Source organism: Wolbachia endosymbiont (group A) of Colletes cunicularius (assembly GCF_964264715.1).
In the GTDB taxonomy this organism is placed as follows: Bacteria; Pseudomonadota; Alphaproteobacteria; order Rickettsiales; family Anaplasmataceae; genus Wolbachia.
In genome coordinates, this window is record NZ_OZ183471.1 from 879337 (window position 1) to 893175 (window position 13839).

Here is a 13839-nt window from a genome sequence, read left to right on the forward strand (position 1 = left end):
TTATTTATTTTTTAAATTGTACTCGTTTTGCGTATACAAGTGAAGAGAAATTGCATGTATTAGCTCTATCTCACCCTTCAATAACTCATAAATCAACTTATGTCTTTTTAGAATGCTCATTCCAATAAAGCCGTCAGATATTAATATTAATTTAATGTGCGAAGGTAATGTTGAAGATGAAGCAAAATAATGATCAGCATGCTTTGCTGATTCATCGATAATGTTGATATCAATTACATCTATCGAATCGCGTATCTTCTCTTCTATTGTTTTAATAATATCCATAATGGTTTCTTTAAGCAACAATATGCTCCTCTTGTCATCCAAGTAGCTGACACTGGGATGACAGGAAAAGTGATATAACAATACACCCTTATTTATTCTCTTCCTTATTATCTATGTCTTGATAATCAGAATCTACTACTTTTTCTTCTTTATCATTTGGATTCCCTTCTGATGAAAAGCCATTTCCAGCACTATTTTGTTGTGAGGCATTATACATAGCTTCTCCAAGTTTCATAGATAATTGAGAAAGATTAGTAACTTTCTGCTGGATTGAATCAGCGTCATCAATGTTATCAGATTTACTAACTTCTTTTAATTCGTTAACTGCATTTTCAATAGCAGATTTATCTTCTGGTGAAACTTTATCACCATACTCTGTCAGAGACTTTTCTGTAGAATGAACTAAACTATCCGCTTGATTCTTCACTTCAATAAACTTTTTGCGCTTTTCATCTTCTTGCGCTTTTTCTTCAGCTTCTTTTACCATGCGATTTATTTCATCATCAGATAGACCACCTGAAGATTGAATGCGTATTTTTTGCTCTTTTCCAGTAGCTTTATCTTTTGCAGAAACGTGTGCTATTCCATTTGCATCTATGTCAAATGTTACTTCGATCTGAGGAACTCCACGAGGAGCAGGAGGTATCCCTTCCAAACTAAACTGACCAAGTAGCTTGTTATCAACCGCCAATTTTCTTTCACCTTGATGTACCTTAATTGTAACGGCTGTTTGGTTATCTTCTGCAGTTGAAAACACCTGAGATTTTTTAGTGGGAATAGTAGTATTACGTTCAATAAGTGGAGTGAATACTCCTCCTAGAGTCTCAATACCAAGAGAAAGTGGAGTCACGTCAAGTAGTAACACATCTCTTACATCACCTTGAATGATTCCCGCCTGTATTGCAGCTCCAATTGCTACAACTTCATCAGGATTGACCCCTCTATGTGGGTCTTTACCGAAGAATTCTTTAACTTTCTCTATGACTTTTGGCATACGAGTCATGCCACCAACGAGAACCACTTCGCCAATTTGACCAGCAGACAAACCAGCATCCTCAAGAGCTTTTTTACAAGGAGCCATAGTTCTTTCGATTAAACCATTCACTAAGCTTTCAAGTTTTGCTCTCGTTAATTTCATATTTAAGTGTTTTGGACCACTTGCATCAGCTGTAATAAACGGTAGATTTATTTCCGTTTCCATTGCACTTGATAATTCAATTTTCGCTTTTTCAGCAGCTTCTTTGATTCTTTGCATAGCCATTGGATCATTTTTCAAATCAATACCATTACTTTTCTTGAATTCATCTAGTAAATAACTCACTATTGCGTTATCAAAGTCTTCACCTCCAAGATGAGTGTCACCATTTGTAGCCTTTACTTCAAAAACCCCTTCACCTATTTCAAGTATTGAGACATCAAATGTACCACCACCAAGGTCATATACCACTATTGTGTGCCCATGTTTCTTATCAAGACCATAAGCAAGCGCTGCAGCAGTCGGTTCATTTACTATTCTGAGCACATTTAATCCGGCGATTTTTCCTGCATCTTTTGTTGCTTGACGTTGAGAGTCGTTGAAGTATGCTGGCACTGTTATCACAGCATCTTTTACTTCCTCTCCAAGATAAGCTTCTGCTGCTTCTTTCATGTTTTGTAGTATGAATGCACCAATTTGGCTAGGAGAGTATTCTTTATTATCAGTGGTTTTAACCCATGCGTCACCATTTTTTGCTGCAAACACTTTATACGGCACGTTTAGATTTTTCATTTCAGAATCACCGTACTGACGGCCTATTAATCTCTTAGTAGCAAAAAAGGTATTACTTGCATTGGTGGTTGCTTGCCTTTTTGCTGGAGCGCCAATCAACCTTTCTCCTGACGAAGTAAATGCAACTATAGATGGAGTAGTTCTTGCCCCTTCTTTATTTTCTATTACCTTTGTATCCTTGCCCTGCATTATTGCAACACAAGAATTTGTTGTTCCGAGATCTATGCCTATTGCTCTTCCCATAATGAGTACCCCATTGTAAATATTATCTGATATAAGATATATAAGTATAGGACTTATTAATTACAAGCCCAATTTAGGGTTTCTAATTAGTTATTAGAACTTAAAAAGCGCGAAAGCCATTTAGTCAGCCAAAAATTGCCTCGTAGTTTATTTGAATTATCAACCTCTTCATTGCTGCTATCCTCAATTTGGTATCCAGAGTTCTGTAATGGCTTATAACCGTTTGAATTAACATCATCTCCTTGTTTTAAAACAAATGTATTTACATCTAAACTGTTATCAATACTAATGTTCAATGTAATATTAAACTCTTTTTCGATTGTAGAAACTGTATTCCGTTTATTATTAAAAATATGCGCTATAACCGCACTATGCGCTACTAAATCAAAAGACTTATTTTGGTTCCTATGAGCAATGTGTTGTAAATCCCTTAGTATCGATGCAACAATTACTTCGTTCGATTTTACTCTTCCAATACCCTTGCAGTGTAAACACTCTGTAGTATTAATTTCTTGTATGTTTGGTTTAATTCTTTGTCTTGAAAATACCATTAAACCAAAGTCATTTATATAGCTAAATTGAACTTTAGCTTTATCGTCTTTAAACGCTTGCTTTATAGCAGATTCAACAGCTCTGCAATACTGATATTTCAACATGTCAATAAAATCGACTACTATTAATCCTGATAGGCCCCTAAGATTCACCTGTCTTGATATTTCAGGTACTGCTTCCATATTGGTTCTATAAGCTGTTTCTTCTATGCTATCTTCTCCTGTCATCTTTCCTGAATTTACGTCTATTGAAACAAACGCCTCAGTTAAAGTTATTACCAAAGACCCACCAGATGGCAACTCTACCCTATTGCTATATAACTCAGAAATTTGACCTTCGATTCCATAGTAAGTAAAGATTGGGATAGAACCTCTATACAATCTGTAACGCAACTTACTACCTTTTAATGCATTTTTAGTATATTGTCTCACTGCTTCAAAAGCTTCCTTCCCAGATACTATGACTTCTATACCATCGCTACAAAAATCACGAACAGATCTCATAATTACATCTGCTTCGTTGTAAATTAATGATGGAGCATTTACAGAGAAGGCATTTTTTTGAATGCTCTGCCATAATGAGGATAAGTAATTGTAATCCTGCTCAATTTCTTTCTTATCTTTTCCTGAACCAACAGTTCTTACTATTAAACCTGATCTTTTTGGCAAGTTTATTGAACTCAGTATATCCTTTAACTGCTTTCTGACATTAGCATCTTCAATTCTGCGAGACACTCCACCTTTACTCATGGAATTTGGCATGAAAACACAGTATCTACCCACTAAAGTTATGTATGTTGTAAATGAAGCTCCTTTATTGCCTCGTTCCTCTTTAGTTAGCTGGACCAATACTTTTTGATTTACTGAAATAACATCTTGTAATTTGTATTTTTTATATAAAGGTACCTCTCTTACAAAACCACTACCTAACTCGTTGACATTCTTACTAGCTGCAGAATCTGAAGAAACATTTGCTGAAGCTTCTTCTGTACAATCGTCATTTGAGTAGCCCTCAAAGATAGTTTCCTTTTCTTTTTCCGGAATATTGAAGTAATCTAGAGATATCTCGGAAAAAGATAAAAAACCTTGCTTGTTTTTTCCATATTCAATAAATACGGCTTGCAAAGAAGGCTCTATACGCTTTACATAAGCAACGTATATATTACCTCTTAATTGTTTTTTTTCCTTGAATTCTTGTTCAAATTCTACAACCTTATTATTAACTGATAAGGCAACTCTTACCTCATTAGAACAGGCAGAATTTTCTATCAATAATAACCTTTTGCCACTATTTGCCACTTATTTACCGTTTGCTTTTCATTCTGAAGTTAACTTCATGCTACTTAATGCACTGTTGATTGTCAAGAATTTTACGATCTGCATTATTCGGTTGACTTTTAGTGTTTTGCGTAATAAACTCGCATAGAATTTATTATATCATTATAAGTATGGCGAAAAAAAATGCTTCTTTGCTCGTTAAGTTAGTCAGCACTGCAATCAAGATAACAAAAACTGGTGAAGAAAAATCAACTGGCTATTTTTATGTAAAAAAGCGTAATCCAAAAAAGCTCACCAGAAAACTGGAGTTTAGGAAGTATGACCCAGTAGTCAGAAGGCACGTATTATTTAAAGAAGAAAAATTAAAGTAGTTTTTTTATAAGGAATTTTATTATTATGCAAAATTTACAATTAAGTTATCCTATAATAGTAGAGTTGGGGGATGTAAAAGATACAAAACTGAAATTAATAAAGGTCATTGCACAACTAATAAGTAAGAGGTACAAAACACAGAAAAAAGCAGCAAAAGCTCTAAAGATTGATCAACCTAAAGTATCTCAAATCAATAGGTCAAAAATCGAAGGGTTTTCCTTAGAATACTTGCTTAACTTATTGGTTGCATTGGACCAAGACATAAACGTAAGAATAAAGCATAATTCTAAACCTGTATAATATGTAAAGGACAAATGGTGATTTAAATGCAGAACAATAAAACAGTAAGTCAGAGGCATTTTAAAAGGAACTTGTTACTCAACAAAACAAGATTTAAAATTTTGTGCAATGCTATTGATTATAGCTAGATATGCATCTTTTCCAGGCTCTATGTCTGATCCAATAGGATCAAGAACTACCATTTTTGCGTCATTAGAAAGAGCATTAGGCTTTATGCTATCTTCTTGTGAATGAGCAAATATACATTTAACGTTTTCTTCCTTCATTATCTTTTTTAGCTTCATTAAACTCTTCATACCTATGTACGAATCCTCTTCTATAGAAAGAATGGCGCTTGGGTGATTTAAACCAAAATATTTTTCAAAATATTGATAAGCATCGTGAGTGACGATGTATTTTTGATTTTTAAAATCATTCAGTTCTTTCACGATTTCTTTTACTTCTTGGTCTATTTTTTTTATGGCTTTTGTTGCATTAGAGTTGTATCGATGGAAATTTTCTTTATCTATGTTAGACAATGTTGCACTTATAAAAAGTACCATGCTCTTTGCATTTTTGGGACTCAGCCAAATGTGTAGGTCTTTTTCATCTTGAGTATTGGTAATTTTTCTAGAAAATGAATGTGGCCGAGCAGGAAGTAGGTTGATTACCTTTGACAATTGCACTAGTTCTTTATTATTTTTGGCGAAAGTTTGAACAAACGTCTCTAAGTTATCGTCAGTGTAAAATATGACATCACTTGATTCCAAATTACTCGCATCAGACGGCTTTAATATATAATTATGCGCAGATGCTGCATAGCCAAGCAATTCTGGTTCTAAAATCCCTTCTGTCACAGAAGCTACAAGTGAGTGGATAGGTTTGATTGTAGCTACAACTTTTAAATTGGATGAAAAGGCAATATTATAGTATAGTGTAAATGAAAGTAATAGAAAAAAAGCCAGTAAATGTCTCATATAAACGTTGAGAAGAAGTTAAATTTTGCCAAAAAGTTAAATAATGTCAATAATCGTGTTCTAAAAATAGAAAATCTTGCTCTCACATATGATGGTAAAAGAATCCTTGACAATATCAATATGTTCATGGAAAGAGGAGACGTAATTACAATACTTGGTCCAAATGGTGGAGGTAAAACCTCTTTAGTGAAAGCAATTGCTGGCATAAATAAAAGCTGTACCGGTAGTATCGTATTTGCTGACAACATAAAAATTGGCTATATGCCGCAAAATTTTAGTATTAGTAATTTGATGCCAATAACAGTTGAATATTTCCTTTTAAATAGCTCCTTGAAAAGACTAAAGAAAAATCAATCCATTATTACAGAAGCGATAGAGTTGGTTGGTATCGGTAACATTTTGAAGAATCAAGTGTTAGAAATTTCTGCAGGGCAAACACAACTACTACTGCTTGCACGTTGTTTAATTGCAGAGCCTGACTTGATCATTCTAGATGAACCAGTCAGTGCAATGGATATTAACGCGCGGGCTAAATTTTATGATATTATAAATAAAATAGCAAAAAAACGATTGGTATCGATTCTTATGACTTCTCATGATCTTAACTCTGCTCTACTATCCTCAGATTACGTAATTTGTATAAATAATACTATCTATTGCCAAGGCAAGCCTGATGAGATTATGAAAAATAGAACCCTAAATGAAATATTTAGCAGTTACGCAGCAAAATGATTCAAAATATTTTGCGTCTTCTGCACATAACTACAGTGCTGACACGTTACAATATATTACCTTATTTACTTCCACCATCAAAGAAATCAATAAATAAAATACAAGGCCATAAGCTAAAGTGTGCTCTTGAAAAATTAGGTCCGGTGTTCATTAAGTTTGGGCAGTCTATCTCATCACGTACTGATGTTTTAAATGAGGATATAACAAATAACTTGTTATTGATATGTGATAGATTGCCATCATTTTCACATAAAATAGCAGTTAAAACTATAGAAAGTGAGTTTAATTGTAAATTGAGCGACATTTTTTCAAGTTTTTCTGAAAAGCCAATTGCAGCAGCATCGATTTCTCAGGTGCATAGAGCGGTTACAACTGAGGGTAAGGAAGTTGCTGTGAAGGTTTTAAGGCCAAATATTGAGAAAACATTCTCAAGGGATATAAAAATGCTTTCTTGGCTCGCAGAAATTGCAGAAAAATTTAGCGAACAATCAAAAAGGCTGAGGCCAATTGAATTAGTCAAAACTTTTGCTGAAATTTGCCGATTAGAGTTAGATCTACGTTTTGAAGCTGCTCACTCTTCAGAACTAAAGGAAAACACAAAAAATGACAGAGGTTTTTATGTACCTGAAATAGATTGGAATAGAACTGCAAAAAAGGTTTTAACATTAGAATGGATAGAAGCAACACCAATATACGAAGTTGAAAAACTGAATAATCGTAAGCAAATAGCTATCAATCTTATAGAATCGTTTTGTAGTCAGGTATACAGGGATTGTTTTTTTCATGCTGATATGCATCCTGGAAATCTAATGGTTTATAGTAATAACAATATTATTGCCCTGGATTGTGGAATCATGGGTAGAATAGATCGTGAGACATGCTATTACGTTATAGAGATACTCAAAGGCTTTTTAAATCGGGATTATGACCACGTTGCAAAAATGCACTTTAAAGCTGGTTACGTTTCATCACAGCATAGAAATTTTGTCACAGCTTGCAGGGCAATAGGTGAACCCATTATTGGGCAGCCTATACAGAAGATTTCATTTGCTAGTTTACTTGCTCAGCTATTAAAAATAACTGGTGATTTTGATATGAAAGTTCAAACACAATTGTTATTGCTGCAGAAAACTATGATTTTACTGGAAGGGACATGTAGAAAGATCTACCCAGAAATCAATATGTGGAAAGTAGTTGAAGCGTGGATAAGCAGTCAACATGAAAGTAAAATAGGGTATAGGGAAAAAATTAGAAATTCTTATACTGTAAAAACAATCCAAGGGATATTTAGCCTTATAGAAAAATTAAACCTAATAGCTGATAAAAAATTAGAAAACATCCAAGTTAAAAATAAATCAAATGGAAAAGTCTATTTTTTACTGTGGTTTGTAATTATAATTCTAATCGTTAAATTTTTAATTTCTTGAACTATGGGAAAAAACTGCGTCAAACCCAATTTTTAATTCAACTTAATTTTTAATCTGCAGGAGTCGAGTTGAGAATGTCCAATTTTCCACTTTCTTTATAGCATAACATACTTCAGTCCTGATCCGCCTCTTGCTCCTCTTGAAGCCCAATGGCTCACCACTTATGTGTAAATTAATCGTTAATGTTGTACACGTTCTTTTCTTTTTCTACTCTCTCTTGCTCTTCAATACAATATATAGCAAGCGGATTAGCTTTAAGTCTTTCGACTCCTATTTCTTCTCCTGTTCCATCGCAGTAACCATAAGTGCCTAATTTTATTTTTTCTAACGCCTCCTTAATCTTTTCTTTTCTATCTTTTCTGCGCTTGATTAATTCCTCATTTCCACTATCTCCATCAGAATAGTATGTATCAATACTATTATCTTCTAGTTCTTGTTTCTCCAACTCAGCGAGTATTGATTGTAACTTTAAGCTGAAGTATTCCAGTTGTTTTACGCTCATATACTCTTCATCTTCTGAAGGAGTATAATCCTCTGGTGACTTTATTTTCGGTAACTTTTCCATAATTGCATTATCAAAAAAATAATAAAACCTATATAACTTATGAACAAAAAATTATACTACCCTCAAAGTAAACACTATAATTTATAATAAACATTTAAAAGCCTAGTATGATCAACTTAGTAAAAAAATTAGTAATAGATGGTAAGAACCTTACCTATATAGTATGTATTTTTATTATAATGTTAAGTTTATCTTCATTTACACTTGAAAACAACAATAAACAAGAAGTTATGTTAACATTAGCATGGATATGTGCTACATTTGTTTTGCAGATCTCTACAAATAATTTGTTTACATCTGATTATCATGATGGAATATTAGAGCAAATCTTTGTACAGCCACTCTCTTCTAGGCTTATAGTTGCTTATAAAATTTTCGCTCACTGGTTATTATTTGGGCTACCGATTTCAGTGGTTTCTTCCATATTCAGCTTTGCAGTTCTAGGCAATAGTATTGAACACTCAATAGCAGTTGGAGTGTCTTTATTATTTAATACGCTGATAATCATTAATATTTCAGCTACTGGAAATGCATTGATGATTGGTCGAAACAACTTAGCATCAGGAGTATCGCAAATTCTTGTTTTGCCAATGATAATGCCAACCTTTGTGTATTTTAAAATGCTAACTCAATTTGAAAATTTGTCCTTGAATATTTATACACTACTAATCACCATGTTAATTTTTGTCGTTTTGATTGTTAACAGCACTATAACTACTCACATGGCACTAAAATTTGCTGTGGAACAGGATTGAAAAATCTTACTGTTATTCAGTAGGTATCCGTTTAGCAGAGTGGCAAAATAGGTAGACAAGATAAACCAAAAAATCAAGAAAAAGTGAGTTTACAACAAATGGTGTCATGCAAGTAGCTGACAACATAGAAACGGAAAAAGTTGCTTGACAAGCTTTGCCAGCTCCCTTATTGTAGTATTAAGGGTATTTGTGACTCAAAACTTGTTTTTGATCTGCGCAGGTTCAATGACAAAATTCAGTAAAAAAACTTAGGGTATTTTTGGCGGGTTACATAAAATTGTAGCGGCTGCATGTCTTTTTTATTTTTTCTACATTCAGCCAAATCGCGCTTATTTTAAGCGTTAGCACATTATTACAGCGCCACTTACAGTAATATAGAGTCAAAACTCGCACCACGGGGTTTCTTTTGCCTTTTTTTCCGTTTGGTAAATTTCTTAATGTTTGTAGCTAAAGCAGTTTAAGAGCCTGTCTTCAAACTAAGTAGAAAGGAGTTAAGAAGTGTGTTATAAGATATATTTTAAATGTACCCAAGCGATATAAGTGACAAAGAATGGAAGATAATAGAGCTATATTTTGAACCTAAAAAGACCGGCAGACCAAGAAAACATAGTATTAGAACAATTATTAACGCAATTCGCTATGTGATGAGGACAGGATGTCAATGGAGACAACTGCCTAAAGATTTTCCACCATGGAAAACAGTGTATAGTTGTAATTAGCGATTGAAAAAAAGTGGAATATGGCAAGAGATTCATGATTTTCTAGTTAAAAAAGTAAGAGAGATAATTGGTAAGAATGAAACTCCATCAGTGGGAATAATAGATAGCCAATCAGTAAAAACTACTCAAAAAGGGGATCCAGAGGATATGATGCTGGCAAGAAAGTAAAGGGTAGAAAGCGCCACATCGTTGTAGATACTGTAGGTCTTGTAATTGCTGCTGAAGTACAAAGTGCAAGCATTCAGGATCTTGATGGTGCACTAAATCTTTTTGTTCAAGCCAAATGCAAAGCTCCAACATTACATAAGTTTTTTGCTGATCAAGGATACACAGGTAAATTGCAAAACCTCTGCTTATTGGAAACTGGATGTTTATTGACGATTACCAAGAAAATAGTTGATACAGGATTTCAGGTTATTCCCAAACGTTGGATTGTTGAGAGAACCTTTGCTTGGCTCTCCAATTTTAGACGTATGAGTAAGGATTATGAGCATTCTCCTCTCACTTCAAAAAATAACATCTTCTTTAATATGATCACTATTATGCTTCACAAATTAGCTCATTCTTGAGTTTGAAGACAGGCTCTAAGAGACCGAAAATGGTTTCATTCCAGCGCGTGAAGCTGAAATCTAGTCTTTATTATGCAGCCACTTATTTAAAGTTAAGTTTTCTGGATCCAAGTAGTCAAGCTACTCGGATAACACCTTGACAATCGTCATCCCGCTACGTGTTAGCGCCGCGGCGGTATGACCATACGCGTCAAGTTAAGAAAATAAAGGTATGAAGAAGATAGGATAAGAAGATATAAGTTCTCTCGGATATATTTTAGTGAGAGAACTAATGATGAATAAAATAACTTGCTTATCAAATTACCTAAACAAATTTTTCAATGAAAGAGCAAATGAAGTATCAATTGAAACAGGATTTATAAAAAGGAAGAGAAAATTGAGTGGTTCATCATTCATAAAAGCTATAATTTTGGGTAATATAGGAGTTGCAAACTGCAGCATAGATACAATGTGCCAATTATTAAACGAAGCATCTGTAATAATAACAAAACAGAGTCTAGATTTGAGGTTTACTGAAGAGGCAGTGGAATTTATGAAAAGGATGTATAATGAATCTATGGCTTTATTTAAAAATACCCTGCAAATTGATTGTAGAATCTTGCAGCAATTTAAAAGCGTTAAGTTATTGGATAGTAGCTATATTAGCCTGCCTAACAGTATGGAGAATATGTATAAAGGATATGGTACCAGCTACAGCGGCTATGAAAGTAATACCAAGTCCGGGATAAAGTTGCAATTAGTTTTCGACTACTTAAATCAGACATTTGATCAATTAAATATAACGGAGGGAATAAGGTCAGATCAAGGGTATAGGAAACATTTGAGTAATATATCAAGTAACGATTTGCTAATATCTGATCTTGGTTATTTTGTGCCAAGTTCTTTTAAACAGATTAAGGAAATAGGAGCTTATTTTATTAGTCGTTATAAATCTGATACCAATATATATGATATAGAAACAAATCAAAAAATGGAGTTACTGGAATGTTTAGAGGGTAAGCTATTTTTAGAAACTGAGGTATTATTGGGAAAAGAAGCAAAGATTAGAGTAAGAATTATATGTCAAAAGCTAACTGAAGAACAGTCTATAGCCAGGAGAAGGAAGGCTAATAGATTAGCAAAATCACATGGATATACATCTTCCAAAAGGAATCAAAAGTTATTGAATTGGTCAATATTTATAACTAATGTTCCAAAAAGTAAAATTAGTGCTGAACAAGTATTAACAATTTACCGAGTAAGATGGCAAATTGAATTATTATTTAAATTATATAAGAGCCATATAGGACTTGATAAACTAAAAGGAAAACCATATAGGGTATTATGTGAATTATATGCTAAATTGTGTGCAATTCTTATATTTCATGGAATAGTTGGTTGTACAGAACTAAAAAAGGGCACAGAACTTAGTTTAACAAAGGCATTTATTGAGCTTAAAAGGCGAGTTAGAGAGCTATTCTTAACATTAAATTGTGTAGTCAGTAAAGTACAAATTTTCCTCAAAAAACTCATCTCAACCTGGTCAAAATTCTCCTTAAAACGCGAATTCTGGATTAAGGAAGGAAGAAAGTATAGGAAATAGAAGGCTTTGTGGATTTGATGGAATAGGAAATGAGAGTAGAAAAGATATGAACCAAAAAATTAACAGGGGATCTATGGCGAGTGTGTTCAATTTCTAGTCTATTTTTTAGGTAACCAAAAACAGTCTCAATGATAGACCTTTTTCTCAGTAAAATCTTCTCATTTAACGAAATCAATGTATTTTTCATACCTTTTTTCACCTTGGTAACAAGTTTCAAACCTCGGTCAAACAGCTTCTGAAAAAGCTCTTTTGCAATATAACCTTTGTCACCAAACAAAAGACCGATTAATTTTTCCGTCAGATTTGGCACAGGTATCCTATCATCAACATTGCCTTTTGTTAGCGTAAGTGCATGAATTTCAACATTTTCATTGATTACCATATGTAATTTGAAACCAAAAAACCAGCCGTAAGTGCTCTTGCTTAATTTTGCAATTCCAGCAAAAACTTTGTTTTTGGATATTCTTTTTGCATGACAAACTGCAATGGGAGTTGTGTCTATATATGAAATTCCAGTGTTTTCTGACTGTCCACAAAGCCAATGCAACAACATTGCTAAATGCCACAAAACCCTAGGCTTTAGAGCAACAAACCTGGTATATGAAGGTAACTTTGGAAACTCTGATTTGTAGAGCAACGTTAGGTAATGTAGATAGAAAGTTTTACACGGAGATTGTTGATATAGCAGGATTATTGTCATGATTTCGGAGTGCTCAATTTCCGTTGTTCTTGTGGGGTTTTTACCATTTGGCAGTAGTTTATCTGCAAAATTTTTCTCTATATCTCTGCAAAAATCATCGACCAAACAAAACAGTTTTGTTATATCTTCCATGGGTAACCTCATCTATTTTTTTATCACTGCTGAGTTTACCCTGTTTTCTTGCCTCTTCTATTCTCCTTTAATCCAGAATTCACGTTCTAAACATTCCAGTAACTCCATTTTTTGATTTGTTTCTATATCATATATATTGGTATCAGATTTATAACGACTAATAAAATAAGCTCCTATTTCCTTAATCTGTTTAAAAGAACTTGGCACAAAATAACCAAGATCAGATATTAGCAAATCGTTACTTGATATATTACTCAAATGTTTCCTATACCCTTGATCTGACCTTATTCCCTCCGTTATATTTAATTGATCAAATGTCTGATTTAAGTAGTCGAAAACTAATTGCAACTTTATCCCGGACTTGGTATTACTTTCATAGCCGCTGTAGCTGGTACCATATCCTTTATACATATTCTCCATACTGTTAGGCAGGCTAATATAGCTACTATCCAATAACTTAACGCTTTTAAATTGCTGCAAGATTCTACAATCAATTTGCAGGGTATTTTTAAATAAAGCCATAGATTCATTATACATCCTTTTCATAAATTCCACTGCCTCTTCAGTAAACCTCAAATCTAGACTCTGTTTTGTTATTATTACAGATGCTTCGTTTAATAATTGGCACATTGTATCTATGCTGCAGTTTGCAACTCCTATATTACCCAAAATTATAGCTTTTATGAATGATGAACCACTCAATTTTCTCTTCCTTTTTATAAATCCTGTTTCAATTGATACTTCATTTGCTCTTTCATTGAAAAATTTGTTTAGGTAATTTGATAAGCAAGTTATTTTATTCATCATTAGTTCTCTCACTAAAATATATCCGAGAGAACTTATATCTTCTTATCCTATCTTCTTCATACCTTTATTTTCTTAACTTGACGCGTATGGTCAGAAAA

Annotated in this window: 15 protein-coding genes and 1 pseudogene; 9 read left to right on the top strand and 7 right to left on the bottom strand. The window is 33.5% G+C overall.

Annotated features, from left to right (window positions below):
• The 3 genes from ACFELZ_RS05195 to ACFELZ_RS05205 all read right to left on the bottom strand — a co-directional run bounded on the left by ACFELZ_RS05195 (nt 1) and on the right by ACFELZ_RS05205 (nt 4146).
• Complete coding sequence (locus ACFELZ_RS05195; protein WP_375316672.1) at nt 1–285, bottom strand: BolA family protein; 285 nt, start codon at nt 283–285, stop codon at nt 1–3.
• Between the two features lie 88 nt (nt 286–373).
• Nucleotides 374–2296: a molecular chaperone DnaK gene (dnaK, locus tag ACFELZ_RS05200; RefSeq protein WP_375315845.1), complete on the bottom strand. Its 1923-nt coding sequence runs from the start codon at nt 2294–2296 to the stop codon at nt 374–376.
• A gap of 86 nt (nt 2297–2382) precedes the next feature.
• Nucleotides 2383–4146: a ribonuclease E/G gene (locus tag ACFELZ_RS05205; RefSeq protein ID WP_375315846.1), complete on the bottom strand. Its 1764-nt coding sequence runs from the start codon at nt 4144–4146 to the stop codon at nt 2383–2385.
• A 149-nt stretch (nt 4147–4295) separates the two neighbouring features.
• Here ACFELZ_RS05205 and rpmG point away from each other — a divergent pair, with 149 nt between their 5' ends.
• The gene (gene rpmG, locus ACFELZ_RS05210) at nt 4296–4496 is read left to right on the top strand and encodes a 50S ribosomal protein L33 (RefSeq protein ID WP_064124823.1); all 201 of its coding nucleotides are present in this window, start codon (nt 4296–4298) and stop codon (nt 4494–4496) included.
• Nucleotides 4497–4521: 25 nt separating this feature from the next.
• Complete coding sequence (locus tag ACFELZ_RS05215) at nt 4522–4797, top strand: helix-turn-helix domain-containing protein (protein WP_375315847.1); 276 nt, start codon at nt 4522–4524, stop codon at nt 4795–4797.
• Nucleotides 4798–4871: 74 nt separating this feature from the next.
• Here ACFELZ_RS05215 and ACFELZ_RS05220 read toward each other — a convergent pair whose 3' ends face one another.
• A complete protein-coding gene (locus ACFELZ_RS05220; protein ID WP_375315848.1) occupies nt 4872–5753 on the bottom strand; it encodes a zinc ABC transporter substrate-binding protein in 882 nt (293 codons plus the stop codon).
• On the opposite strand from ACFELZ_RS05220, the gene ACFELZ_RS05225 reads away from it, so the two are divergent.
• Entirely contained in the window at nt 5745–6485 is a 741-nt protein-coding gene (locus ACFELZ_RS05225) for a metal ABC transporter ATP-binding protein (RefSeq protein WP_375315849.1), read from the top strand. The two genes, ACFELZ_RS05220 and ACFELZ_RS05225, sit on opposite strands and share 9 nt — an antisense overlap.
• Nucleotides 6482–7912: a 2-polyprenylphenol 6-hydroxylase gene (ubiB, locus tag ACFELZ_RS05230; protein ID WP_375315850.1), complete on the top strand. Its 1431-nt coding sequence runs from the start codon at nt 6482–6484 to the stop codon at nt 7910–7912. Before ACFELZ_RS05225 ends, ubiB begins: the two co-directional genes overlap by 4 nt.
• A gap of 172 nt (nt 7913–8084) precedes the next feature.
• Here ubiB and ACFELZ_RS05235 read toward each other — a convergent pair whose 3' ends face one another.
• On the bottom strand, nt 8085–8477 hold the full coding sequence (locus ACFELZ_RS05235; protein ID WP_253302608.1) for a TraR/DksA family transcriptional regulator: 393 nt from the start codon (nt 8475–8477) through the stop codon (nt 8085–8087).
• A 107-nt stretch (nt 8478–8584) separates the two neighbouring features.
• Between ACFELZ_RS05235 and ACFELZ_RS05240 the strand changes: the two genes are divergently transcribed.
• The 5 genes from ACFELZ_RS05240 to ACFELZ_RS05260 all read left to right on the top strand — a co-directional run bounded on the left by ACFELZ_RS05240 (nt 8585) and on the right by ACFELZ_RS05260 (nt 12102).
• Nucleotides 8585–9232 (top strand): heme exporter protein CcmB, encoded by a 648-nt coding sequence (locus ACFELZ_RS05240; RefSeq protein ID WP_375315851.1) that lies wholly within the window; start codon nt 8585–8587, stop codon nt 9230–9232.
• 521 nt (nt 9233–9753) lie between these two features.
• Nucleotides 9754–9951 (top strand): transposase, encoded by a 198-nt coding sequence (locus tag ACFELZ_RS05245; protein WP_375315797.1) that lies wholly within the window; start codon nt 9754–9756, stop codon nt 9949–9951.
• A gap of 3 nt (nt 9952–9954) precedes the next feature.
• Nucleotides 9955–10119: a hypothetical protein gene (locus tag ACFELZ_RS05250; protein ID WP_375315781.1), complete on the top strand. Its 165-nt coding sequence runs from the start codon at nt 9955–9957 to the stop codon at nt 10117–10119.
• A gap of 17 nt (nt 10120–10136) precedes the next feature.
• The gene (locus tag ACFELZ_RS05255) at nt 10137–10520 is read left to right on the top strand and encodes a transposase (RefSeq protein ID WP_375316621.1); all 384 of its coding nucleotides are present in this window, start codon (nt 10137–10139) and stop codon (nt 10518–10520) included.
• A 274-nt stretch (nt 10521–10794) separates the two neighbouring features.
• Nucleotides 10795–12102, top strand: coding sequence for an IS4 family transposase (locus ACFELZ_RS05260; RefSeq protein ID WP_375315852.1), 1308 nt, complete (start codon nt 10795–10797; stop codon nt 12100–12102).
• Here the strand turns inward: ACFELZ_RS05260 and ACFELZ_RS05265 are convergent.
• On the bottom strand, nt 12074–12934 hold the full coding sequence (locus tag ACFELZ_RS05265; RefSeq protein WP_375315786.1) for an IS982 family transposase: 861 nt from the start codon (nt 12932–12934) through the stop codon (nt 12074–12076). The genes ACFELZ_RS05260 and ACFELZ_RS05265 overlap by 29 nt on opposite strands.
• A gap of 60 nt (nt 12935–12994) precedes the next feature.
• Nucleotides 12995–13738: pseudogene (locus ACFELZ_RS05270) on the bottom strand (IS4 family transposase); the annotation flags it as partial.
• Nucleotides 13739–13839 lie beyond the last annotated feature (101 nt).

Excerpts from the sequence above, each read along its gene's own strand:
- ACFELZ_RS05195 (WP_375316672.1), bottom strand. The coding sequence starts at position 285 with ATGGATATTATTAAAACAATAGAAGAGAAGATACGCGATTCGATAGAT.
- dnaK (WP_375315845.1), bottom strand. The coding sequence starts at position 2,296 with ATGGGAAGAGCAATAGGCATAGATCTCGGAACAACAAATTCTTGTGTT.
- rpmG (WP_064124823.1), top strand. The coding sequence starts at position 4,296 with ATGGCGAAAAAAAATGCTTCTTTGCTCGTTAAGTTAGTCAGCACTGCA.
- ACFELZ_RS05215 (WP_375315847.1), top strand. The coding sequence starts at position 4,522 with ATGCAAAATTTACAATTAAGTTATCCTATAATAGTAGAGTTGGGGGAT.
- ACFELZ_RS05225 (WP_375315849.1), top strand. The coding sequence starts at position 5,745 with ATGTCTCATATAAACGTTGAGAAGAAGTTAAATTTTGCCAAAAAGTTA.
- ACFELZ_RS05220 (WP_375315848.1), bottom strand. The coding sequence starts at position 5,753 with ATGAGACATTTACTGGCTTTTTTTCTATTACTTTCATTTACACTATAC.
- ubiB (WP_375315850.1), top strand. The coding sequence starts at position 6,482 with ATGATTCAAAATATTTTGCGTCTTCTGCACATAACTACAGTGCTGACA.
- ACFELZ_RS05235 (WP_253302608.1), bottom strand. The coding sequence starts at position 8,477 with ATGGAAAAGTTACCGAAAATAAAGTCACCAGAGGATTATACTCCTTCA.
- ACFELZ_RS05240 (WP_375315851.1), top strand. The coding sequence starts at position 8,585 with ATGATCAACTTAGTAAAAAAATTAGTAATAGATGGTAAGAACCTTACC.
- ACFELZ_RS05245 (WP_375315797.1), top strand. The coding sequence starts at position 9,754 with ATGTACCCAAGCGATATAAGTGACAAAGAATGGAAGATAATAGAGCTA.
- ACFELZ_RS05260 (WP_375315852.1), top strand. The coding sequence starts at position 10,795 with ATGAATAAAATAACTTGCTTATCAAATTACCTAAACAAATTTTTCAAT.
- ACFELZ_RS05265 (WP_375315786.1), bottom strand. The coding sequence starts at position 12,934 with ATGGAAGATATAACAAAACTGTTTTGTTTGGTCGATGATTTTTGCAGA.